Source organism: Schinkia azotoformans LMG 9581, from assembly GCF_000307855.1.
GTDB lineage: Bacteria > Bacillota > Bacilli > Bacillales > Bacillaceae_J > Schinkia > Schinkia azotoformans.
The window spans coordinates 18,188-43,584 of the sequence record NZ_AJLR01000148.1 but is presented as its reverse complement, the minus strand read 5'-3'; the positions used below and the strand labels follow the sequence as shown (position 1 = coordinate 43,584).

Below are 25,397 nucleotides of genomic sequence, written 5' to 3'. Positions count from 1 at the left end.
CGTTAGGAGGTTAACATGAAAACCGTTGCCTATTATCGCCGATCTACCAATATTCAAGAGAACTCCATAGAAATGCAAAGACAGATGGCTCGAAATCTGTCCTATCAAAAAGCTCTTTTGATCGACGAAGAGTATGTCGATGATGCTGTATCTAGCCGTAAAAAGACAATAAAAGAACGTCAGGCTCTGCAAAGGCTACTTATTGAAATTGAAAAAGAAAAGATCCAGACGCTTTTTGTTTATAAAAGAGACCGGCTTGCTCGGAACGCTCTTGAGTATCTTGAAATTTATCATCTACTGCGAGAAAAAAAGATTAATGTCATTTTTACAGCTGAGAATGAAGTCCCTATTCAATATTCTCCTGCTGGAGAATTGATTGAGTTGCTGATGGCTGGTGTGATTCAACGTGAAGGCGAGCAAATAGTTGAGAGAATTCAGGAAACGATTAAAGCTAACTTTCAAAGAGGTATTACACCGGGAAATCTTCCATATGGGTACTGCTATGATCGCAATACGAAAACGGTCCATCGTAATGAAGAACAGCTTTCCGTTGTGAAGTTTTTATTCGACCAAGCTGCCACGGATACGATCAGCTCTATAAAGGAGCTAAAAAATTTATTGGATATCCAAAATGAAATTCCTCAAGACAAAAAATGGTCTACACAAATGATTAAAAAGGTTTTAGCCAACCCCACTTATATGGGGGAGCGAGTACTTAATATTTCGGGTGAAGTATTAAAAAGTCATTATCAACAATTAGCCATTGTAGATGAAAAACTATGGCTCAAGGCACAACAATTTCTTGAACAAACAGCAAAACCGAGGTTAATAAATGAACAACCTGCAATTATCTATTCGTTAGCTGGACTACTTATTTGCAAAGAATGCAAGCAACCCTTAACACCATTCACGAGCAATAGAAATAATCAGCAAACCTTTTTCTATCGATGCAAAGAACACTCAATAAAAATTGAAAAAAACTTGATTGAAGCTAAAGTGCTAGATGCTTGCAAAGAATTTTTTCAAACTTTGCTTAAATCGAATTTACAGAAGCTATTTGACCGCTACCAGCAGGCTAATGAACAAAAGTTGCAGCAAGAGAAAAATAACATTGAAAATGAGTTTGATGCCATAGAGCGACAATTGATAACCAAAACTGAAAAATGGTTTCAAGAAACAAGTGAGCCCGAAAAAGAAAAATTACAGATACAGTTACTTACCTTGTACGACAAGCAAGAAAATCTCCGGAAGCAAATCGAGAAAATTAATCAAGAAATAGCAGAGTTACAAACACTAAAACATCTAATGAAATCCAAATTATCATTATTGGTTTATGATGAGCCCTCCTACGTTGAAACCAATTTAAAATCATTATTTCAAGATATTGTAAAAGAAGTCGTACTCAATTCATATACCATGCACATCACATTTAAACATCCTTTCCTAACTGTAAAGGAGGCTGTTGTAGATGAAGTTAGCTGAGATAATTCATCCTGGGATGAAAGGCGTTTTCTATGGTAGACATTCTACTGACAAGCAAGAAATGGTAATGCAGCAGCATTCAGTTGCAAATTTAATGACTAAATATGGGTGTGATATCGTTGATGAATATTTAGATGCAGGGGTATCAGCTGTAAAAAAGAATCTTGATCAAAGAAAACAACTACAACGATTAATCAATGACGCTTCATCAAATAAATTTGATTTTGTTGTCGTTTACAAAGGTGATCGTTTGGCAAGAGATCCAATCGAACATCATTTTATCCGAACGACAATGGAGCTTTATGACATTCCGATTATTGAAAGCTCTACTGAAACCTTATATACCCACGGTGAAAATATTATTGTTCAATTGCTTCAAGACGGCTTATCTAAATTTGAAGCAGATAATATTCGCCAACGAACACGTAATGGTCTTGAATCAAGAGCCCAAAAAGGCCACTGGACAGGTGGGAATGCACCATTCGGGTATCTTTATGATAGGAAAACCCATCAATTTATCCCATATCCGGAGGAATTAGTATTAGTAAAACAGATTTTTGACTTATACAAAAAGGCCGAAGGGTTTGATTCCATTTCTAAGAAGCTATCCCAAACACATAGCAATGGGAAAGAATGGACAAAGGAAAAAGTGAAACGAATTGTAACAAACCCCTTTTATTCTGGATACCTAGCCTGGGGAAAGACAAAGCCAGATTCCAAAAATTCATTATCTGACAGGGAAACATGGATTTATGCGAAATGTGATTTTATTGATCCGGTTATTTCAAAAGAAGATTGGGAGTTTTGTTGGAAACTTTATCAACAAAAGCGTCAACGAAAAGTATCTCCAAAGCATTATAAAACTAGCTTTTTACTGAAAGACCTAGTCCATTGTAAGAATTGTAATCAGTTACTCGATTGTAAAAACCAACAAACAACAGGGAATAATGGTAAGAAATATGGTGATAAGATCTACTTTTGTTCATCATGTCAGATACGAATTGAAGCTGATACGCTACATGTCATTATCGACTCCCTTCTAAATGATATTAGGACAAACCAGCCTGAACAAATTTTTTTAGGTGTCATAGAAGGGATTTATAAAGACATTCAAAAAATAGAATCAGAAATTATTGAACTTGAGTCTGCGTTAGGAACATACTCGATTCAAAGTAATCAAGTGAAAAATGAAATTCAATCAAGGCTAAAACAAGAGTTATCCGATCAAAATAAAAAAATGCTTAATATTATGACTACATACAGATTAACTTTGAAGAATCGGGTTGAGCAGACAAAAATTCTAATCAATGAGAAAAGAAAACAGATTGAGCAATTTAAACAAGTGGATGCGGCAAAAGAATCATGGAATATCATCCTTCAAGATGCCTTTAATAACAGGAATGATATCAACCCAAGTGATCTTCGCAGACTGTTAATTTATTTAGTATCAACGATCACTATTGATAAAGAATTAAGGATCGAGTATCAGTTACGGCATAACTTGATTAAGCAAACATCAAATAACCAAATGGAATTACTTTTCTAAGAAACCTCCTAGCGATAGGAGGCTTTATTTTTGAATAAAACTCGGTTTTTAGGTGTAGAATTTTATGTTGGAACAGAAGTTTCTCTGCCATAAGGTAGGGGCGGTATACCGCCCCTACCTTTATACCGAGCTTGATATTACTGGATAAAGGTTTATACCTTGGAAATATTGGTCAAGTCTATATTTATAAGTATGGACAGTAATTTCGAAAAATAAACATGTTCGGTGATTAGGTGAGCTGAGTACACTTCGGTATCCATATTTCTCGGTTATTAGGTGTTGGGAAATTAATAATGATTTAACTGTTCCATAGTATTAATCCTGCATAATTCATTGCAAGAAAATGGTATAATGGTACTAAGAAAAGATTTGTGTTAGGGAGGTTTTATCATGGCAATGGAAGAATCAAAAGCAAGGGTTGAGATCAATCCGGAATTCTTACCCTTTTTAAAAAGAATTAATGATGATTCAATTGATGAAGATGTTAATTTGTCGCTTGCAATTTACTTATTCACAGCTAAAAAGGTTACACTTGCACGAGCAGCTGAACTAGCAGGCATAAGTATAGCTGATTTTATTCAAATATTAATCAATCACAACATTCATTGGGCTGAATATACGGAGGAGCACAAGAAGCAAGACGATGAAACCATTGAATTTCTTTTAAAAGAAGTTGAAAAGCATGATTAAAGCGATAAGTAATACAAGCCCTATTATTGGTTTATCTATGATTGGCCAACTTGAATTATTATGGGAATTATTTGATCTTTATATTCCACAAGAGGTATACAATGAGGTTGTGATCGAAAGTAGCGATCATGCAATTGGTAAATATGAATTACGGAACGCTGTGGCAGAAGGATATATAAAAATTTATCAAATTCAAGACCAAGACTTTGTTTCAAAAGCTTATGGACGGTTGCATAGAGGGGAACTTGAAGTAATCGTGGGTGCTAAAGAATTAGGAATAAGCGTTGTTATTATTGATGAAATTTCGGCTAGAAATTTTGCGGAGGCACTCATGCTTAAGCCACTTGGTATACTTGGAATTTTAAAACTTGCTAAAGCTAAGGGGAAAATTCAAGAGATTAAACCCTTATTAGATTTACTTATTTCAAAGAAGTTTAGAATATCGAAAAAAATGATACAACAGATACTACAAGAAGTTGATGAGGAATAAGGGAGGATTTATCTATCATAAAAATGATGAAAACTTCTATAAAGTTATTGGTAAAAGGGAAATATCTCAAATTCTGAAAGCCCCTTTCTTGTTTTCTGTTTATATTAATCTCAATATTGGAATTTGAAGGTATTTTTAGCAATTATGACAACCTCTGTGATTTTGAAGATAGGTTCATCTTAGCGGGTGAATTATGTCATCAATCTCAGAGGTTTTTTTATGGACATCAAAACGGAATGTGAAAGGGGAATTCATCATTTTAAATTACAAGAATTTTATAAAAATATAAGCTTAATCACTATTGAAAAAATTACTATTTGTTACAAAATTTTCAATAATTTTTGTGTTTTATAGGGGGTTTTGGGACATTCTTGTCGAATTAAATTAAATTATGCAAAAAATGTTATTAACACGAAAGTATGGGAAGTACAACACGCTGTTTATCAAAATATGGAGGTGTAGAAATGCACATCAAGTTTGTTGAAATCCAAAATTTTAGAAAGTTAAAATCATGTCGGGTTGAATTTACTAATGAAACAACTTTATTTGTTGGGGCTAACAATAGTGGGAAAACAACTGCAATGGATGCTCTAATAAAATTTTTAGATGTAAAAGATTTTACTATTAATGACGTTACATTATCAAATTGGTTAGGGATAAACAAAATAGGTGAAAGATGGTTAAAATGTAATGGGGAAAATCTTGAACTTGATAAAGATGAAATTGGAAACTTTTTACCGACTATGGATATATGGTTACATGTACAAGATGATCAAATTCATTATGTAACTCATCTAATACCTTCTCTAGATTGGTCTGGAGGATTGCTAGGAGTTAGATTAACGCTTGAACCCAAAGATATAGAATCTCTTTACAAGGATTTTCTTAATTCTGTTAAATCAACACAAGGAATTTTATTAGCAGTGAACCCGAATAATAAAGAGAACGACATATCATTATGGCCTAAAGATTTAAGGGATTATTTGAGCAGAAAATTTCAAAACCATCTTGCAATTAAGTCTTATTTACTTGATCCAACTAAGTGTTTACCGATAAATAAAGGACAAGCTCAGCCCCAAATATTACCGATTGGAAATGAGCCTATTGATGGAGATCCTTTTAAAAGTTTATTTTTAGTACATCATATTAATGCCCAACGAGGGTTCTCTGATCCTGCTAATAAAAAAACTGACGATGATGAATCAGCAAAAAGAATAGTTGGTAATCTCTCTACACAGCTAAGAAAATATTATAATACACATTTAAATCCAACAAAGTCTCCTGATCCAACTGACATAGATGCATTACAGGCTATAGAAAAAGCTCAAAGTACGTTTGATATAAAACTTCGTGAAGGTTTTAAAAATGCATTAGATGAACTGGAGAATTTAGGGTACCCTGGATTTTCTAATCCTAAAATAAGTATTTCCACTAGATTAGAACCTATGGACGGGCTTAATCATGAATCAGCAGTCCAATTTGACTTAATTGATGGATATAATGGGAACGAATTAAGATTACCTGAACAGTATAATGGCTTGGGTTATCAAAATTTAATATCTATAATCTTTAAATTAATGAGATTTAGAGATGAATGGATGAAGGTAGGGAAAGTAGCAAAGAATGCCCCTAAAAACCAAGAGGATTTTATCATTCCTCCATTGCATATAGTGTTAGTAGAGGAACCAGAAGCACATCTTCATATACAAGTTCAACAGGTCTTTATCCGTAAAGCTTATGAAGTATTATGTAATCATCCCAATCTAAAAAAACAAACGAATTTTACAACTCAATTAATTGTTAGTACACATTCAGGTCACATTGCCCATGAAATGCCATTTTCATCTTTAAGGTATTTTCGAAGAATACCTCCTAAAAACAAAGGTGAAGTTCCAACTTCTATTGTTGTAAATCTATCAGATGTGTTTGGGCAAGGGGATGAAACAGAGCGTTTTGTAACCAGATATCTTCAATCTACACATTGTGATTTATTTTTTGCGGATGCTGCTATTCTCGTTGAAGGACCAGCTGAAAGAATGTTGGTTCCGCATTTTATTCGTCATAAATTTTCTGATTTAAATAATAAGTATATTTCATTATTGGAGATTGGTGGTAGTCACGCTCATACTTTAAAGCCCTTAATAGATTATTTAGGATTAACGAGTTTAATAATTACTGATTTAGATTCAGTCGATCCCAATAATAATAATACTGCAATTCCACCTGCAAGAAACCAAAGCTATGTTACTGGAAACTACACATTAAAAACATGGTTACCTAATAAGAAAAATATTGATGATTTATTAAATTTACAAGAAGAAGATAAAGTTAAGACATCTGAAGAACATTTTTATTCAGTTAGAGTTGCATATCAAAGCCCAATAAAAGTAAAAATTGTGAATGATGGTTTAGAAGAGGAGGCGCTTCCATATACTTTTGAAGATGCATTGGTATTTCAAAATTTAAATCTTTTTAAAAATATTGAAGGAAATGGGTTAGTAAAGAAATTTAGAAATGCTATTAATGAGAAAGGTACAATGACGGAGTTAGGTAAGCAATTTTTTGAAGCTTTAAGGAATGGAAAAAAGGCCGAATTTGCTCTTGAACTCATTTTTAAAATTGACCCTAATGAGCTTGAAGTACCAAAGTATATTTATGAGGGTCTACATTGGTTAGAGGAACAATTACAGGTGAAGCCCAGTTTTAATGTTGATGCAGGTGAAACCATAGGTGAAACAGTGGATGAAACGGCGGGTGTCCTATGATTGATATTGAAAAATGTAATGATGATCATATAGATGACCATGTAGATGAAGAGATATTTAATTGCTTAAACCTTAAAAACCTAAAAAGTTTTTTCTTATTTGCAGGCGCTGGATCCGGTAAAACCAGAACGTTAGTTTCAGTTTTAGAAAGATTTCGAGATCAAAATTATCAACAGTTACAACTGAATGGTCAAAGGATAGCTATTATTACTTTTACTAATGCAGCATGTGAAGAAATACAGCGTCGACTTGACTATGATCCATTATTCTCTGTATCTACAATTCATTCGTTTATATGGGAGTTAATTAGAGAATTCGATAAAGATATTAGAGAATGGTTAGATGCTAATCTGAATAATCAAATAGATGATTTAAAATTACAGCTTTCAAAAGGGCGTAAAGGAACCAAAACTTATGTCGATAGAGTGAAGAGTTTAGAAATAAAGGAAAAACGAATTAATAATCTAGAAAATATTAAACATTTCACATATAATCCATCTGGGCTTAATCAAAGTAAAGAATCATTAAGTCATAGTGAGGTAATAAGTATCGGAGCATATTTTTTAACTAATAAGCCTTTGATGGGAAAAATATTAGTTAGAAAATTTCCTATTCTTTTGATCGATGAGAGCCAGGACACGAATAAAGAATTAATTAATGCTTTTTTTGAAGTTGAAAGGAAGAACAACAATATTTTCTCATTAGGATTATTCGGAGACACAATGCAAAGAATTTATTCTGATGGTGAAGTAAACTTGGGGAATAGTTTACCGGACAGCTGGTCAAAACCAGTAAAAAAAATGAATCATCGATGTCCCCCCCGAGTTATTAAGTTAATTAATAAAATTCGCTCTACTGTCGATGGTCAAGAACAGAGAGAAAGAACTGATAAGAATGAGGGATTTGTACATATGTTTATCCTTCATTCTAAAACGGATAAAAGAAATGCAGAAAAGAAAGTTGTACAACGAATGGCTGAAATTACTGGTGATCCAAAGTGGGAAATTGTAGATGCTGATTATACAACACTTATTCTTGAGCACCATATGGCTGCAAATAGACTAGGCTTCATTGATATGTTCGAACCCCTATACAAAAATGATAAATTAAAAACAGGATTATTAGATGGCTCACTTTCAGGATTGCAGTTTTTTACGAGGATAATATTACCAATAGTAGAAGCCGATGAAATTGGAGATAAGTTAAAGATTACCAATATTACAAGGGAGTATTCTAATTTATTAAAATTCCAGAAAGGTGAAAGAGACCAACTATTAAGAATTAGTAAGGCCCGTGGTGCAGTAGATAAGTTATTATCACTATGGGATGATTCCAAAGATCCAACTTGTATTGATATATTACAATGCGTAGCAGAATTAAATTTATTTGAAATACCGGATAGTATTTTTCCTCTTTCAGTAAAAGAAAAAAAAGAGGAATTAATTAGTGAGGAAATAACTGCGGATGGGAAAAGTGATGTATTAATTGCTTGGTTTGAATCATTAAATGCACCATTTAGCCAAATTAGAGCTTATGATTCATATATTAATGATAAATCAAGGTTTATGACACATCAGGGAGTAAAAGGACTTGAATTTCCAAGAGTGATGGTTATTATTGATGACAGCGAAGCACGTGGATTCTTATTTAGCTATGAGAAGTTGTTTGGTGTAAAAGACAAAACTGAAGCAGATAAAAAGAATGAAAATGAAGGAAAAGATACAAGTATAGATCGAACAAGACGTTTATTTTATGTCACGTGTAGCCGTGCAGAAGAGAGTTTAGCCATAGTAGCTTATTCAACAGAACCAGAATTAGTTAAAAAACATGTTATACAAGAAGGATGGTTTAATGAATCAGAGGTAGAAATATTAAATGTCCAATGAAATCTTTAGATCATTCCTTGATTTAGAATAAATAACTTTAAATAAGAAATTTTTTTATAAGTATTACATGGTTTAGTAATAAGAGCTTACTCAAAAAAACACTAGGATGTGGAATGGTGAAATTTTTTAAGAATTCAAAACCAACTAATGCTTCTCTCCCGTGTGTTGTGCTTATTTATTCTAATTGGGATGATTATTCTTATAAAACCTCACACAATTTAATTTATTATGATGCTAATGGATATGAAATATCAATTGGAATTGTTAAGATCTTAGAAAACGGTTCGTTTAATAGTAATATTCCAGATGAATTTGAACAACTAGGAGAAAGGTTTTTTTCATTAGGTCAAGAAATAGAATTTTATGAAAAATTAAAAGAGTTAAGCGTAGATGATTATGAACAAATATTAACTACATTAAATGATGTTGTGTTTAATGAAGACCTTAGATATATCGTACAAAGTTTAGAAGGATTTGAAACCTCTTTGCTTAGAAATAGTGAAGCTAGGAAAACCTTAAAAGAAGCACCTTACATTTTTAGTGATTCGGGCGAAATAAAGCCAAATAATTTATACAATTTTAGTTTTAGAACTAAAGTTGAAGGTGCTAAGGATTTACATGAATTAAATTTTGATTTTTTAAGTGATAAGATTCCCTATAGAATAAATGCTTTAATTGGAAAAAATGGTACAGGGAAAACTCAACTTTTAGCTAACTTAGCAAATAGCCTAGGAGGATTAACAAGTAAAGATAGTGAATTTCACCCTAATATTCCAGTATTCAGCAGAGTAATTGCTATCTCATATAGCTATTTCGATAATTTTAGAAAACCTAAATCAACAAGATTCTACAGTTATAGATATTGTGGTTTAAGGACTAAGACAGGGCTTATGTCATTAAGGCAAATGGAAAGAAGATTTGAAGAATCTATTAATCACATAAGACATAATTATCCTGAAAGGATTATAGATTGGAAGAACATTCTAAGTACAATGATTGATGTAAATATGTTGGAATATCTCGAGAGATCTCCTTTGTATTTATCCGAACTCAGTTCTGGTCAAAACATGATATTAACTACTATTACAGACGTATTAGCAAATATAAAAAAAGAATCTTTACTATTATTTGACGAACCAGAGCTTTTTCTTCATCCTAATGCTATTTCAAATTATATTTATATGCTTTATAAAATTCTCGATACTTATGACTCTTATGCAATTGTCTCAACACATTCACCAATAATTATACAATCTGTGCCTTCAAAAAGAGTACATGTGTTAGATAGAGTAGGTGATTACCCAATTGTTAAAAAACTTGGAATTGAATGTTTTGGCGCAGATTATTCACAAATAACAGAAGAAATTTTTGGTACAATTAATACAAATAACACCTATTCTGAAACCTTTAAATCCTTGGTTAAACAAGAAAAGAGTTATAATCACATACTTGAGAATATTTTCAATAATAAACTAAGTTTTAATGCCAAAATATACCTAAAAACTTTATTAGAGCAATCAATAAGTGAGGATTAATAATGCGTAATTTATTACCATATTCTTTGAATCATAATAATTCACTAATAGACATAATTGACTCTAAGCAAGAACCAAGAAAAGGAATATTAGTTAATGCATTGAATGAAGTTAGTAGAGATTATAGTAATTATTTATCAAATGTAAATAACTTAGAGATGATGAATAATCATGTCAAAGACTACGAAAGAAGTGAGGATTTAAAAAAGCTTAAGGAAGCTTTAATACATTGTTATGACTCTACAACTTCACCGCTTGATAAGTTAAAAGCTAACATAAAAAAAGCACAGCCTGACGACTATGCTGCTTTTTGTCAATACTGTGGTATAGGTATACCTAGTACTTTTGATCATTATCTCCCAAAGTCAAACTTTCCTGAGTTTAGTGTATTAGGTATCAATTTATTTCCTTGTTGCTCGGATTGTAATAGGGAAAAAAATGATAGATGGATCAATGATAATGGTATTAGGGAATTTTTAAATTTATACTATGATTCCATAGATAATTATAGTCAATTTCTATATTGTGAAATAACCGTGAAAACCAATATCCCAGTTGCAAGATTTTTCTTAGAAAAACCTACAATGATTAATCAACAAGATTATCAAGTAATTGAGAAGCATTATAATAATTTAGGTTTACTTAGCAAATATTCTTTATTATCAAATGGAGAAATAAAAAAAGCAATAAGCAATTTAAGAAGAAAATATCAACGAAATGGCACCTTTGATATTAAATTAGAGTTAACGGATCATTCAGATGATGAAGCTGAAATATATGGAGTGAACTATTGGAAAGCAAGTTTATACCAAGGAATGGCGAATAGCACATCGCTAATTCAGTTAATTAAATCTAATTAGAATTGATAATTGATACAAGGAAATTTAATTTGTATTAAAGATTTTAACAGAATAAAAGTTTTCTAATATATTGGAAGAGGTTTTACTCTTAATATTGGGTAAACTTTTTGATATAACTTTAAACAAAAAGCACCTTAGCAGAACGAAGGCTGGGCATCCTACTGGCATGCCCGCATTATCCGGGAATTGGAACTTACTTCGGATGAAGCAATTGAATTTGCGAAACTGAATGCAGGTGTTGTTCAGCCTTCCAGGACATCAATTAATCCGTATTACCTCGGTTTGAAAATATTCGAAGACATTGAGGAGCGTTACAATAACCCGACAGATGAAATGAAAAAGCTCGGTGTGGAATCTGGTTCAGGGCGTGAAAAATTATTCGAGGTTCGAGAAGTCGAATCGGATATTTCGTTTATTCGTAACTATCTAACAAAAGACTTAGTTTACCGTGAGGATATGTATTTGTTCCAAAAACAAGGGAAAGACTATAAAATTATTGATAAAGAATGGGAGAGCGTCCGTGATCAACTAGTAAATATGCGTGTAAATGGCGGGTTTCCGTATATTACCGTAAATGACGGTGATTATTTAAAAAATGGGGAATTGTATCTGAAGCATTGGTACGAAGGAATTGAACTTGATATTAAATATCTGGAAAAAGTAATGCCGTACATTTATCAGCTATGGGGACGCCCTGTCCATATGGAAACGATTGTTGAGAGTAAAGGTGCATTATTTACCTATGATGGAAAGGCAATGCATCGGAAGTATATATAGTGTTTTTTGGGGGAGCTGCTGGGTGTTCAGTAGCTCCTTTATTTTAAAGGAAGGATTATTTTTTGAAACAGCTTGAATATGGTTTATTAGGGCAAAAAGTGAATAAGTAGAAGGTGATGAAAAATGAGGATCAAGCTAATAGTAGTAGGTGTCATCATACTCTTTTTCCTAACGGGGTGTGTGAGTGGTGTATTTCATGTCACAGTAAATAAAGATGGCAGCGGTGAATTAAATTATCGGTTAGCGATCGATTCCGATTTATTATCCACTTTTAATGATAAAAACAATCCCCTTGAGAAATTTAGAGAAATTGCTCAAAAGGATGGATTCATAGTTTCCAATTTTAAAGATAACGGATATTTTGGTGTTGAAGCGAAAAAGCATGTTAATAAAATCTCTGAAGGGATTGGCGGGGAGTTAATTACATACATATCATCCGTTAATTCTTCGAAGGATCATTTAAATTTTATTGTTGACAAAGGCTTCTTTTTTAATATTTATACTATAGAAACTAATGTTGATTTAACGAGTTTTGCTAAAGGTAATAATGCTTTGTTTCAGATGTTTTTAGATAAAATGGATTTGCGGATATTATTGACACTTCCTTTTGATGTAGAGGGGCATAATGCCAGTAGGGTGATTGATGGGGAAACTGATGATATCAAAACTTTTGAGTGGGATCTTTTGCCTGGACAAAATAATGAAATATACTTGCAGGCTAAAGTGTTAAATGTTTTGAATGTTGTTACGTTGGTATTACTTGCTGTTGGGCTAATTGTTTTTGTAACGGTATTTATGGCAATTAAGCGGAGGAAAAGTGCCGATGTAAAAGAGGATTAGTTTGTATGATAATTTGGAAACGGGCTTCACCAACAGGTTGAAGCCCGGAAAATCGGTAAGCTATTTCTTCGGTATTTCACAACCGTTTTCGTCGCATACCAAGCTTTCATCCGAACCGGTAGCTACAACTTTATCCGTGTTAACATTCGAATCTTCACTTGCATCTATCTTATATGGCCCATCCTGCGAATAGACCTGTTGAAGGGCTTGCACGAATACATCTGTCGGTTGGGCCCCTGTCAGCGAATATTTTCTATTGATTAGGAAGAACGGAACGCTTCTAATTCCAAGCGTGACAGCTTCTTGTTGATCAGCCCGAACTTCATCGCTCCTATCATCACTAGCAAGCATTGCTGCAACTTCATCATGATTTAACCCAACTTCCACCGCTAACTCAGTTAAAGTGGCATGGTCACCAATATGCTTTGATTCTGAAAAATAAGCACGCAAAATTCGTTCTGTCATATCCTGCATTAATCCATGCGATTTAGCAAGCATTGTGAGTCGGTGTGCATCAAATGTATTTGTTAAAATGAGTGTATCGAATTGATAGTCCAAGCCAATCTCTGCCGCCATTCGTTCGATATTTCGGCAATTTGATTTTGCTTGTTCTAAGCTCATTCCATACTTTTCAGCCAGTTTTTCATACATATTTTGGTCAACTTCACGTTCCATCGTAGGGTCTAGCTCAAAACTACGGTATTCTACCTTAACAGGATGATCGATCTTCTGAAGAGCGTCCTCCAGACGCTTTTTACCAATGTAGCAAAATGGTCAAGCAAAATCGGTCCACATTTCAATTAACATTCATGAAAACCTCCTCTTCTTTTTAGTATATCGATAGCAACTTCACCTAGTCTATTTTTCAGCTCATTATTTTCAATACACTTGCTATCTACGACACTAAATGAGTAAATTATAAAGAACTTAAGAAGAACAATTAATTAGTGATTGATCGTTCAAAATGATAAAATTGACAAAGCAAATATGAAGGTTGTGTTAAATCATGTGTTTAATTTTATTCGCCTATAATGTCCATCCAACATACAAGTTGATTGTTGCAGCCAATCGCGATGAATTTTACAGAAGAAAGACGGCACCTGCTCATTTTTGGGAGGATCATCCTGAAATATTGGCAGGCCGGGATTTAGAAAAAATGGGAACATGGATGGGGGTAACAAAAAACGGCCGATTTGCAGCCGTTACGAACTATCGTGATCCTAAAGAGGTTACCGACGGAAAACTTTCACGTGGAGAGCTTATATTAAACTATTTAAAAAGTAGTAAGATGCCAGAAAATTATATGAAGGTAATGGAGGAAAACTCCGAATTGTATCCTGGCTATAATTTGTTAGTTGGGAGCCCTGATGAGCTTTACTACTTTTCAAACATTACAAAAAAATCCATGAAAATAGAGCCAGGCATTCATGGTGTCAGCAATCATCTGCTTAATACTGAATGGCCCAAGGTTGTACATGGTAAAGAAAGCCTATTCAACATTTTGACTCAAAAAGATGATGCAATGATTGAATCACTTTTCAAAATTCTCCAAAATAATGATGTTGCTCCAGACGACAGACTGCCTAAAACAGGTGTAACCATCGAATTGGAGCGGTTGCTATCATCCATTTTTATTAAAAGCGAAGGCTATGGCACAAGAAGCTCAACAGTTTTATTCATGAATGATGATGAAATTATTTTTAACGAACGTGTTTATAACGGAGCGGATAGTAAAGACCAGCAATTTATTATCGAAATAAGCTAATTAAATCGGCTCCACATGAACATGCACATTAAATACATCATGTTCCACCATTAAAATGTTTTCTACTGCTGTAGAAATATCATGGGCTTTTTTTAGCGGCAGATTAGAGTCTACTAGGATGACAATATCAACAACGGTATTATTACCGTAATTCCTTGCTCTAATCTCCTTTACATCCTTTACGCCTAAAACATGTACAATCGTGTCTTTATAGTCTTCAATCAGCTTTTCGTCAAAGCCATCTGTTAAGCTATGGGATGCCGTACAGAAAATATCCCAAGCCGTTTTACAAATAAGGAAACCAACAACGATAGCTGCAACTGGGTCCAACCAAGGAAGGTTAAATTGAGAGCCGATAATACCAACAGCTGCACCAATACTCACCCAGGCATCTGATAAATTATCCTTCGCGGCAGCCATAACCGCTTGACTATTGATTTTCTTTGCCAACTTCCTATTGTAAAAATAAACGATAAACATAACGGCAGCACAGAAAATTCCAGTCCAAGCAGAGATGATATCCGGGGGTTCTTCCTTTCCCCCAAAGGCAGATGTAATGGCAGCAAATAATACTTGAAGACCGACTGCCATCATAATAAAGGAAGCAACCATGGAGGCAACATTCTCGGATTTCCAATGTCCGTATAGATGGTCTTTGTCTGCTGGTTTTTGAGATATTTTTAATCCGATTAAAACAGCGACGGAGGAGATGATATCGGTACTATTATTAAATCCGTCTGCTTTCAAGGCTTCTGAGTTTGTCATAAATCCTATGAACAACTTCAATACAGCTAAAATAATATAAGCGAAAATACTAATATATGCGCCGCGTTCTCCTAATTTTAAGTCGTCATATCTTTGTTGGCTTAGCTGCTCCATAATGAACCCTCCAGTATGCATTCATTAATAATAGTACATTTTTTGATAGTAATGGTCTAGCCGAATTAAAAATTCAGACAAAAGTTGTCGATTGAATGATAGACAATTCGCATAAATAGGTGTAATATGATTTTTAATAATTAAAAAAGTTTTGATTAGGCGCAAATTAGTTGCTTAATAGGGAAGTTCGGTGAAAATCCGATACGGTCCCGCCACTGTAAATGCTAAGAATCTCACATTCTAGTAAAGCCACTGTTAAGAAATGGGAAGGCTATGAGATTCGTTTGAGGCATGAGTCAGGAGACCTACCTAATCGAGAACACCCAATACCCCTACGAGGAATAGGGAGGTGTAGTGAGCGAATAAAAATGTGTTTTTGATTATATTTTTGTTACCAGCAACCACCTTCCCAATTAGGGCGAGGTGGTTTTTTGTTGGATAAAAAGACAGGAGGAGAAGCATGAAGAAGTTTTTGAGAATGACAGTTTTGATAGTTGTGTTGATGGCGCAGTTGTTGGCTGGGGTTAATGTTGGAGTTTCTGCAGAAACGATACAAGATACAGTTGACAAGATAACGGCTTTAACGCTCATTGATGCGGCAGAAAAAGTTGAAATTGATGAAACAGACTGGGGCCCAATGATTACTTCAATTAATGGGCTTGCCGCTGAAGGTACATACTATTGGGCTTTTTACGTTAATGGTGAAGAGGCATCAGAAGGAGCAGGCACATATATACCAAAAGTTGATGATACTCTTTCATATAGGTATATATCATGGGAAGACGATTCAAAAACATTTACAACCGAGGAAACAATAAAAATAGTAGGGTTGACATCTGAATCAACTGCCTTATCATTGCTACAAGAATCTGAAACAATAGAGATAGAGGAAACAGACTGGGGTCCAATGCTCACTTCAATTAATGGTCTTGCCGCTAAAGGAACCTTTTATTGGGCTTTTTATGTTAACGGTGAGGAAGCATCGGTAGGAGCAGGAGCTTATAAACCAAAAGCGGGTGATGCTCTAACCTTCATATATAAGTCTTGGGCAGAGGAGTCAGATGAAATACTACCTGGCGGTAAATACACAATTGCAGGGATACCAATAAGCAATAATCCACCAGATGGAGGGACTACGCCTGAAAAACCAGATGAGCAATTTCCTGAAGGAACTCCTGTAGAAAAAGCGGTCCAATGGATTCAAAACAATGACGAGCCTCCGACATTTGAGGGAGCACTTGCTTTAAGACAAATAGGAAAAGTGATTCCTAAAGCATATATTGCTAGTCTTGAAAAGAGTGTCGGAGCAAATAGCGGTAATTTTACTAAGGTCACGGACCTTGAAAAGTCTGTCATTGGCTTAATTATTGTAGACAAAGACCCATCGAATTTTAATGAAATTAATTTAATAGAAAAAATCTATAACCATGGCAATTTAACTATGCAAGGGTTGAATGGGGTAGTTTATGGATTACTTGCACTTGATAGCAAGAACTATAGTATTCCAGAAACTGCAAAATGGACAAGAGAAAAATTAATTCAATACATTTTAGATAATCAATTAAGCAGTGGTGGTTGGTCATTAGACAATTCTACATCTGACGTAGATATGACAGCAATGACCCTAAGCAGCTTAGTTAAGTATCAAGATCAACCAAAAGTAAAACTCGCCATTGATAAAGCAATGGCTTGGCTAAGACATTCACAGCAACCTAGCGGTGGGTTTTTGTCAATTAAGGGAGAAGAAAATAGTCAGAGTATCGCACAGGTCATTATCGCCTTATCTACACTTGGTATAAATCCTGAAGAAGCAGGGTTTATAAATGAAAATAAAGATATATTCGATGCCTTACTATCATTTCAAAATAAAGATGGCGGCTTCTTAAATCTCAAAGACAGAAACTCAGAGTTAGTTCCTACGGGTCAGAGTTTACTTGCGCTTGTTTCATATGAGCGATTTTTAGAAGGAAAAGGCTCGATTTATGACTTATCGAATTTACCACCATTAGTTATAGATGAAACAGGAGGAAACGATAATAATCAAGGTGGCTCTACTACTCCCGGAGAAAATAAGAAACAATCGATTACAATTTCAGTTAGAACTCATGAATCAACTATTCTATCTTCAAAAACATTGGAAGTTAATGAAGGTGCAACTGCATTAAGTGCTTTAGTGGATGAACTGGGAGGTAGGGTTGAAACAAGTGGCTCTGGATCATCAGGATATGTAATCGCAATTGACGGATTAGCCGAATTTGACCATGGTCCAACAAGTGGTTGGAAGTATTCGGTTAATGGTTATTTTCCAAGTGGTGGTGCTGGATCATACAAATTAAGCAATGGAGACCAACTTGAATGGGTTTATGTAACAGAGGATAAGGATGCGGCGAAAGAAAAAGCGGCTATGGGGGGCAGCGCAGCAACTGCTAAGCCGGATGGAGTTACTGTTGCAGTCTTTGAATCTTTTGAAAAAATAAAATCAGATTCACAAAAACAAAATGCAGTTTTAAATAAAGAACAAAAAATGTCATCTATAGAAGCACAAAAATTAAAAGAGGCCCTTAACGCAAATGCTGTTAAGATCGAAAGGACGGTCGTACCAACTGAAGAAACAGTAATTGCTAGTCCTAAGGTTGATGAAGCAAAAATCGTCATTCCAAAAGACGCACTAAAAGAGCAAAAAACAATCAAAATAGAAGAATTAGCTCCTTCTACTACAAATATAGAAGGAAATCTTAAGTCTTCTGTTTATCAATTTTTGCCAAAGGGTACGAAATTTGAGAAGCCAGTCTATATTTCTATCAATATCCCAATTGAAGATGATGATTTAGACCATCTTGTAATGGCATGGTTTGACGAAGCGAAAAATCAATGGATTCCAATTCCGACTGTTATTGATGCCAAGACTGGAACGATAACTGGTCAAGTAGACCACTTTACGAAATTTGCAGTAATTGCTAATAAACAGCAAAATAAGTTAGATATGACGGTTGAGTTGGAAAAACTAGTTCAACACCTTCAAACTGATAAAACTCAGTCTGAATGGGAAGACTTTGGTATGGCGCGTCTTGGAAAAGCTGATAACCAAGCTGTATTAAATGAGATTAGTAAGGTAATAAAAGAAGCAAACGGATATTTCCGTAAAATCACTGATTATGAACGCTATGTGTTAACAGTTAAAGCGCTTGGTGGTGATCCAATGAATATTGGCGGTTATGATTTAATCGAAAAAATCTACAACAATGAACGAATGACAATGCAAGGAACGAATGGTTTGATTTTCGCACTGATTGCCTTAGATAGTGGAAATTATCAAGTTCCAAGCACTGCAAAATGGAATCGAGAAAAAATCTTGGCTGATATTTTAACAAACCAAAACAAAGATGGCGGATTTTCATTAGTAAATGGTGATGCTTCAGATGTTGACATTACAGCGATGGCTATTAGCAGTTTAGTAAACTACAAAGACATCCGGCCAGAAGTAAAAACTGCCATTGGCAAAGCTGTCAATTGGTTAAGCAGTGTTCAACAGGCTAGTGGGGGCTTTATTGCAGATGGAAAAGAAAATAGTGAAAGTGCCTCACAAGTCATTATTGCCTTAGCTTCTGCTGGTATTGATCCACAAGGCCCATCATTTACAAAAGCTAATGGTAATGTAGTCGATAATTTACTTTCATATCAGTCAAAAGATGGCGGATTCGCAAATCTGAAAAATGAAAAGTCAAACCAAATTGCGTCAGAGCAGGCATTGTTAGCTTTGTTGGCACTAGATCATGATAGTAAAAACTTACCGTCCATTTATCAATTTGCAAATCAAGAGATTGAGAAGGAAGTCGCAACTAGTATTCCTGATTTTGCTGACGTTGATCAAATCTCAGATTATGCCCTTCAATCTATTTATGATGTATTTGATAAAGGGGTTATGGTTGGTGTAGAGAAAAGTCCACTTCGTTTTGCGCCAAAACAAAATTTAACAAGAGCACAATTTACAGCGATCTTAGTTCATTTATTGGAAGGGGAAGTTTCCGAACAGAGTAACATTGTATTTAAGGATGTTTTGCCTGGACAATGGTATTACAACGTTGTAATGAAGGCGAATGAGCTTGGAATCGTGAGAGGTACATCCGATACGACCTTTAGTCCGAACGATCCAATTACAAGAGAGCAGGTTGCGGTTATCCTTGCCCGAGCGTTTGATTTAATGGCAAACGAGAATGAACCGAAGACAGCGGTCTATAACGATATCGCAAGTTTGAGTCCATATAATCAGGCTGCAATTCAAGCCCTTTACGATCATAATCTTATGAAGGGCTATGAAGGTGGTCAATTTAAACCGAAAAATTATGTAACGCGAGAAATGGGTGCAGTTATTGCCGTCCGCTTAAGTGAAAAAGCTAATTGATGGCAGAATCAAGCAGTCATAAAATAGGTAATGGAGAACGGTATTTTCGTTCTCCTTTAGCTGTTCATGGGAGGCGTTTTTTTATGAAAAAAATGATGAGATTACTAGTTACTATGATAATAATAACGGCGTTTCTTGTAGGCTGTGGAGCAAACAATGCCAGTCAGTCTAATAGCAATAGTGAAAATACCGAGCAGGAACTATCTAAGGAAGATCTTCTCCAGGTAGAGGGTAAAACAGACAATAGTCAGAATTCAACAACTGAAAAAGCAGCTTCACCAACGGATGAAGCTGCAGGTAAGGAAGAGCCGCAAAAACCAACAGATACGAAAGAAGCTGTAGTAACAAAGCAACAAAGTGAACCACAAGTAAAAAAACAACAGGAAGCTGTGACTAATCCTAAAAATGATACACCAAAACAAGCAAATGAAACGGCTGATAAACCACAAGAAAAAGAACAGACAAAACAAGTAGCAACGAACAATCCAAGCAATGTGCCAACCACTAGTCAAAAGGTTGAGCAGGAATTAAAACCAAATACGCCAATAACTGAGGCGATCATTGTAATTAGAGCTGATGCTGAAACAGGGGTCATTTTGAAAGCAACAAAGGTTTCGATTAATGAGGGCGATACAGTCCTAGACGTACTGAAAAAAGTGACAAAACAAAATCGAATCCAAATGGAATATAGAGGCAGCGGTGCCACTGCCTACATCGAAGGAATTCAGAATCTATATGAATTTGATAAAGGGCCGAAAAGTGGATGGATGTACAGTGTTAATGGCGCTTTTATGAAAAAAGGTGCAGGGACTACTGAAGTAAAACCCGGAGATAAAATTGAATGGGCTTATACGCTAGACCTTGGAAAAGATTTAGGGGCTACTGTGAATGAATAATTCCTTTGGGTTTAATAGTCTACACCCAGCTATATGTTTTTTATATTACATTGGATTATTTTTAATCAGCATGCTGTTTATACACCCTTATTTTTTACTTGCAGCCTTAGTATCTGTAATCCTATTAAATTTTTTCCATAATCGTGGAAAAGAAATACGAAAAGGTGCTAAATTTTATATTTTTATTGGTGTTGTCATCTTACTCATAAATCCTTTGTTTTCACACCGCGGGGCTACTATTTTATTTTACTTATTTGATCAGCCCATCACTTTAGAAAGTATGATGTTTGGCTTTTTAATGATGTTATCGATCGTTACGATTATAATTACTTTTTTATCTTTTAATTTCATCATTACAGAGGATAAATTTATTTATTTATTTTCATCCTTTGCACCGAAAACAGCGCTTTTAATTATGATGGCATTTCGTTTCGTGCCATTATTAAAACGAAGATTAATAGAAATTGCAAATGTCCAAAAAACTAGAGGAATCAGTATAAAGTCAGGCACAATTAAACAAAGGGCGAAAGCCGGAATGAGCATCCTGTTTATATTGATGACATGGTCAATGGAAGAAGCGTTGCAAACAGCTGATTCGATGAAGGCGCGAGGATATGGACTAGGAAAACGAAGTTCATTTAATGTATATCGTTTCTATAAGCAGGATGTTTTTTTTCTTATTTGGTTCAGTCTGCTTATGGTTATTTTCATTATCCAAGGAATATCAGGCTATGGGAAACTGGAAATCTACCCACAGCTAGAAGCACTGCCCCTTTCAAATCGTGAAAATAATTTATTTGTTTTAGTTCTATTGTTTTTATTCACACCTCATTTTATTGAAGGGAGAGAGTACTGTAAATGGCGCTTATCGAAATAAGAAACTTTTCCTTTACGTATGCGGGTGAGGATAAGCGATTATTAAAAGATATATCCCTACTAGTTGAAGAAGGTGAAATGGTGTTACTTTGCGGTCCAACGGGATGTGGAAAGACTACCCTTCTAAGGCAAATGAAAAAAGAGATTGCCCCTATTGGAACGAGATCTGGCAGTATTTATTTTGATCAAAAAGAAATGGACTCCATTCCATCCGTTATTACCGCAAAAGAAATCGGGATTGTTTTTCAAGACCCGGAAAATCAAATTGTGACTAGTACAGTTTGGCATGAGCTTGCTTTTTCATTAGAGAACTTTGGTTATTCAACCTTTGATATTCGAAAAAAAGTGGCAGAAATGGCTTCGTTTTTTGGCATTGAAGCTTGGTTGAACCTATCCATTCATGAGCTCTCTGGCGGACAAAAGCAGCTTGTAAATTTAGCTTCAGTCTTGCTTTTACAGCCACGGGTTTTGCTCTTAGATGAACCAACAGCTCAGCTTGATCCAATTGCTGCGCGGGAATTTTTGCAAATGATTCATCGCATCAATCAGGAGTTTAATACGACCATTGTCATTATTGAACATCGATTAGAGGAAGTTTTTCCGATTGTTGACCGTGTTGTCATTTTAGAGGATGGAAAAATAAAGCTACAGGGCACACCACAACAAGTTATTAAGCAAATTGACAAAAATGATGCTTACTTTCAATATTTACCTGAAATTACGAAGCTATTTCTGATCAGTGACGAAAACTGGCTGTTACAGGATCAAGTTCCGATTACTGTTAGAGAGGGGCGAAAATGGCTTTCAAAGCAAAATGATCGGCATTTTCCAAAAGGGGTGCAAGGGAATTTATTAATTAATAAAAAAGAAGTAACAGGGACTTCGATTCTTGAATGTAAGGATGTTTTTTTTCAATATGATCGAAGTGGCAAGATGGTGCTGGAAGGTGTTCAGTATGGAATGACGAAGGGGATGTTTTCAGCGATTATCGGTGGAAATGGTGCTGGGAAGTCGACGTTGCTTAAGATTTTAGCCGGTATAGAGAATCCGAGACGTGGAAAGGTTTTGATCGAGGGTCACCCCCTACATAAAATGAAAGTACGAGAACGTTATAACAAAATAGGCTATCTATCACAAAATCCACTGGCCCTTTTTACGCAAGACACCGTAAAAGAAGAGTTAACTGTTGCTGAAGAATTGGTTGATGGAAAACGTTCCACTAATGCTTTGGCCGAAGCGATTGAATTTTTTGGGTTAGAGAGGGCGTTGCATAAACACCCTTATGATTTGAGCGGGGGAGAAAGACAAAAGCTGGCGCTGGCTAGTGTTTTATTGAAAAATCCAGAGATTTTATTAATTGATGAGCCGACAAAGGGACTTGACCCGATATTGAAGTTGGATGTTGGTAATTTATTAAAGGAGCTGCAACGAAAGGGGATCTCCATATTAATGGTTACACATGATATTGAATTTGCTGCAAAATACGCGGATCATTGTTCACTTTTGTTTGCAGGTTCGATTGTGGCCGAAGGTACGGCGAAAGAGATGTTTAGCGACAATTATTTTTATACAACAGCTATTAATCGGCTGGTGCGAGGCGATCTCCCTCAAGCACTAAATTATGAGGATGTGTTAAAGGCATGGGACGCAGTAGGCTGCTATTAATTATTTCCACATTATTAGTCGTTCTTTTATTGTTTGTAATGGTGCTCCTAGAAGGAGACCATTATATGCTTCTTAGTTTTTTGACCTTGTTTGTTATCATGTTTCCTTTTTTTGCTCGGTTTGAAAGGAAAGAGCTTGATTCAAGAGGAATTGTGTTAATTGCCATTTTAGCTGCAATTGCTGCTGTTAGCCGTGTCCCCTTTGCCGCCATACCTAGCGTTCAGCCCACTTCGTTTGTAATTATTATCGCGGCTATTGTATTTGGTGCAGAAACGGGCTTCTTAGTTGGGGCAATTGCAGCGTTAGTATCTAATTTATTTCTTGGGCAAGGGCCGTGGACGCCTTGGCAAATGTTTTCATGGGGGATGATGGGGCTTTCGGCTGGACTATTAAAGGATTGGCTCTGGCCTCGGAGAAGGCTATTATTACTCCCATTTGGCTTTATCTGGGGCTTTCTATTCGGCTGGATTATGGATTTATGGTATCTTGTCGGGTTTGGGGAGAATATAACGCTGGGTATGGTGGTAGCTGGTATGGTATCAAGCTTTTATTTTGATTTAGCCCATGCCCTATCCAATCTATTTTTCCTGTACGTCTTTAGTACAAGGTGGAAAACCATCCTTGAGCGCTTTAAAGTGAAGTACGGACTGCTGGGTGGTGCCTGTCCCCATGTCGCAAAAATAAAATAGCTGTCAACGATTTGACAGCTATTTAATAACTAACTCTCTATACCGATGGCTGGGCCTTTTTCCGTAAGGCTTCCGGTATATAGACACAGAAAGGTTCGCTTTCTAAGTAATCACCGGTGATTGCATATGTTCTGGAACGGGAGCCACCACATACATTTCGGAACTCACATACACCGCATTTTCCTTTATAAAGGTCTGGATTCCGCAATTCTTTTAATATTGGTGCTTCACGATAAATTTCCTTTAAAGAAGTTTCCCGCACATTTCCCACCACAAGCGGCAATAATCCACTTGGCATAACATCGCCGGTATGAGAAACAAAGATGAAGCCATTACCGTCATTTACCCCTTTAGGTGCACGTTTTAGGCCATCTACTAGAGAGGCAGCATCTGTCGTAATACTATCTTCATAGTGAATTTCACCTTTGGCAATTTTATGTTCTTTTGCTTTTTGTTGAATAACTACGCGACGATAATGTTGGGCAGCGGTAGTCTTAATATCATAGGGTGCTGTTTTACTCAATTCATATAGCCATAAAAATACCTTTTCATGTTCAGCCGATGTTAGGCAATCTTCGAGTTGACCTCGACCAGTCGGAACAAGTAAGAATATATACCACATCACTGCTTTTAAATCTTTGACAAGCTCGGCCATTTGTTCGAGATGATGATAATTGTAGCGGGAAATGACCGTATTTATTTGCAGTGGCATTTCAAGTTCATTTAAATATTTAATTTTTTCTAAAGTAAGCTTGAATGAACCAGGTGTGCCTCGGAAATGGTCATGGATTTCAGGTGTTGGTCCATCGAGGCTGAAGCCCCAGCGGGAAAGACCGACAGATTTTGCCTTTTCCATTTTTTCCTTAGTAACATTATCAGTGGCACTAGGTACCATAGAAACTCGCATTCCTTTTTTAACTGCATAATCAGCAAGCTCAAATAGGTCCTCCCGCATCATACAGTCTCCACCTGTAAATACAAGCATTGGATTATCCATTTCATAAATTTGATCAATTAGTTTAATTCCTTCATTATGACTTAATTCATTCGGGTCTGGTGTCGTTTGTGCATCAGCACGGCAATGAACACATTTTAATTGGCAGGCCCTTGTAACCTCCCAAATTACTATAAATGGATTCAAATTATAATCGATCATCGTTCCATGTCCCATTCCATGTGGATGTCCTTTTTTTTCCACTCTTAATCACCTATCCTGTCCCATAATCAAATGCAATCCATTATTATAATTATAAAATTTTGAAAGGCTTAATGATTAGGCAGTCTGTTACAAATTAAGGAACAAAGAATAAAAGTATTATATAGAGACAAATCTTATATTAAAATGTAAAGAAGG

18 protein-coding genes, 1 pseudogene and 1 riboswitch are annotated in these 25,397 nt (G+C 35.4%); of the genes and pseudogenes, 16 read left to right on the top strand and 3 right to left on the bottom strand.

Annotated elements, in window-relative coordinates; all coding sequences use genetic code 11:
* The first annotated feature begins 15 nt into the window (after positions 1-15).
* The 10 genes and pseudogenes from BAZO_RS18445 (at position 16) to BAZO_RS18400 (ending at position 12,871) form a co-directional block, all read left to right on the top strand.
* The gene (locus tag BAZO_RS18445; RefSeq protein WP_003332959.1) at positions 16-1,482 is read left to right on the top strand and encodes a recombinase family protein; all 1,467 of its coding nucleotides are present in this window, start codon (positions 16-18) and stop codon (positions 1,480-1,482) included.
* A complete protein-coding gene (locus tag BAZO_RS18440) occupies positions 1,469-3,028 on the top strand; it encodes a recombinase family protein (protein WP_003332958.1) in 1,560 nt (519 codons plus the stop codon). Before BAZO_RS18445 ends, BAZO_RS18440 begins: the two co-directional genes overlap by 14 nt.
* Before the next feature lie 390 nt (positions 3,029-3,418).
* Positions 3,419-3,718 (top strand): UPF0175 family protein, encoded by a 300-nt coding sequence (locus tag BAZO_RS18435; protein ID WP_003332957.1) that lies wholly within the window; start codon positions 3,419-3,421, stop codon positions 3,716-3,718.
* Positions 3,711-4,208 (top strand): PIN domain-containing protein, encoded by a 498-nt coding sequence (locus BAZO_RS18430; protein ID WP_003332956.1) that lies wholly within the window; start codon positions 3,711-3,713, stop codon positions 4,206-4,208. Before BAZO_RS18435 ends, BAZO_RS18430 begins: the two co-directional genes overlap by 8 nt.
* A gap of 464 nt (positions 4,209-4,672) precedes the next feature.
* Entirely contained in the window at positions 4,673-6,973 is a 2,301-nt protein-coding gene (locus tag BAZO_RS18425; protein ID WP_003332955.1) for an AAA family ATPase, read from the top strand.
* Positions 6,970-8,859, top strand: a complete 1,890-nt coding sequence (locus BAZO_RS18420; protein WP_003332953.1) for a UvrD-helicase domain-containing protein — start codon at positions 6,970-6,972, stop codon at positions 8,857-8,859. Before BAZO_RS18425 ends, BAZO_RS18420 begins: the two co-directional genes overlap by 4 nt.
* A 116-nt stretch (positions 8,860-8,975) precedes the next feature.
* Entirely contained in the window at positions 8,976-10,394 is a 1,419-nt protein-coding gene (locus BAZO_RS18415; RefSeq protein WP_003332952.1) for an ATP-dependent nuclease, read from the top strand.
* A gap of 2 nt (positions 10,395-10,396) precedes the next feature.
* On the top strand, positions 10,397-11,254 hold the full coding sequence (locus BAZO_RS21345) for an HNH endonuclease (RefSeq protein ID WP_003332951.1): 858 nt from the start codon (positions 10,397-10,399) through the stop codon (positions 11,252-11,254).
* A 141-nt stretch (positions 11,255-11,395) separates the two neighbouring features.
* Positions 11,396-12,031 (top strand): annotated as a pseudogene (locus BAZO_RS18405) (SpoVR family protein); the annotation flags it as partial.
* A 123-nt stretch (positions 12,032-12,154) separates the two neighbouring features.
* Positions 12,155-12,871: a DUF3153 domain-containing protein gene (locus BAZO_RS18400; RefSeq protein ID WP_003332949.1), complete on the top strand. Its 717-nt coding sequence runs from the start codon at positions 12,155-12,157 to the stop codon at positions 12,869-12,871.
* 60 nt (positions 12,872-12,931) lie between these two features.
* Here BAZO_RS18400 and BAZO_RS18395 read toward each other — a convergent pair whose 3' ends face one another.
* Positions 12,932-13,633 (bottom strand): DsbA family oxidoreductase, encoded by a 702-nt coding sequence (locus BAZO_RS18395; RefSeq protein WP_087946170.1) that lies wholly within the window; start codon positions 13,631-13,633, stop codon positions 12,932-12,934.
* A gap of 244 nt (positions 13,634-13,877) precedes the next feature.
* Between BAZO_RS18395 and BAZO_RS18390 the strand changes: the two genes are divergently transcribed.
* Positions 13,878-14,636, top strand: a complete 759-nt coding sequence (locus BAZO_RS18390) for an NRDE family protein (RefSeq protein ID WP_003332947.1) — start codon at positions 13,878-13,880, stop codon at positions 14,634-14,636.
* Here the strand turns inward: BAZO_RS18390 and BAZO_RS18385 are convergent, their stop codons facing one another.
* Positions 14,637-15,515 (bottom strand): cation diffusion facilitator family transporter, encoded by an 879-nt coding sequence (locus BAZO_RS18385; protein ID WP_003332946.1) that lies wholly within the window; start codon positions 15,513-15,515, stop codon positions 14,637-14,639.
* Between the two features lie 140 nt (positions 15,516-15,655).
* Positions 15,656-15,842, top strand: a riboswitch (cobalamin riboswitch).
* Between the two features lie 133 nt (positions 15,843-15,975).
* Between BAZO_RS18385 and BAZO_RS21340 the strand changes: the two genes are divergently transcribed.
* From BAZO_RS21340 to BAZO_RS18360, 5 genes are all read left to right on the top strand, one after another.
* Positions 15,976-19,917, top strand: coding sequence for a DUF4430 domain-containing protein (locus BAZO_RS21340; RefSeq protein ID WP_003332945.1), 3,942 nt, complete (start codon positions 15,976-15,978; stop codon positions 19,915-19,917).
* Positions 19,918-20,000: 83 nt separating this feature from the next.
* Positions 20,001-20,813, top strand: a complete 813-nt coding sequence (locus BAZO_RS21335; RefSeq protein ID WP_003332943.1) for a DUF4430 domain-containing protein — start codon at positions 20,001-20,003, stop codon at positions 20,811-20,813.
* On the top strand, positions 20,806-21,690 hold the full coding sequence (locus BAZO_RS18370) for an energy-coupling factor transporter transmembrane component T (RefSeq protein ID WP_003332942.1): 885 nt from the start codon (positions 20,806-20,808) through the stop codon (positions 21,688-21,690). Before BAZO_RS21335 ends, BAZO_RS18370 begins: the two co-directional genes overlap by 8 nt.
* Positions 21,672-23,354: an ABC transporter ATP-binding protein gene (locus BAZO_RS18365; RefSeq protein WP_003332941.1), complete on the top strand. Its 1,683-nt coding sequence runs from the start codon at positions 21,672-21,674 to the stop codon at positions 23,352-23,354. The genes BAZO_RS18370 and BAZO_RS18365 overlap by 19 nt, the downstream gene beginning before the upstream one ends.
* The gene (locus BAZO_RS18360; RefSeq protein ID WP_051015830.1) at positions 23,330-24,043 is read left to right on the top strand and encodes an ECF transporter S component; all 714 of its coding nucleotides are present in this window, start codon (positions 23,330-23,332) and stop codon (positions 24,041-24,043) included. The genes BAZO_RS18365 and BAZO_RS18360 overlap by 25 nt, the downstream gene beginning before the upstream one ends.
* Positions 24,044-24,080: 37 nt before the next feature.
* Here BAZO_RS18360 and BAZO_RS18355 read toward each other — a convergent pair whose 3' ends face one another.
* Positions 24,081-25,199: a TIGR04053 family radical SAM/SPASM domain-containing protein gene (locus BAZO_RS18355; RefSeq protein WP_003332939.1), complete on the bottom strand. Its 1,119-nt coding sequence runs from the start codon at positions 25,197-25,199 to the stop codon at positions 24,081-24,083.
* Positions 25,200-25,397: the final 198 nt, after the last annotated feature.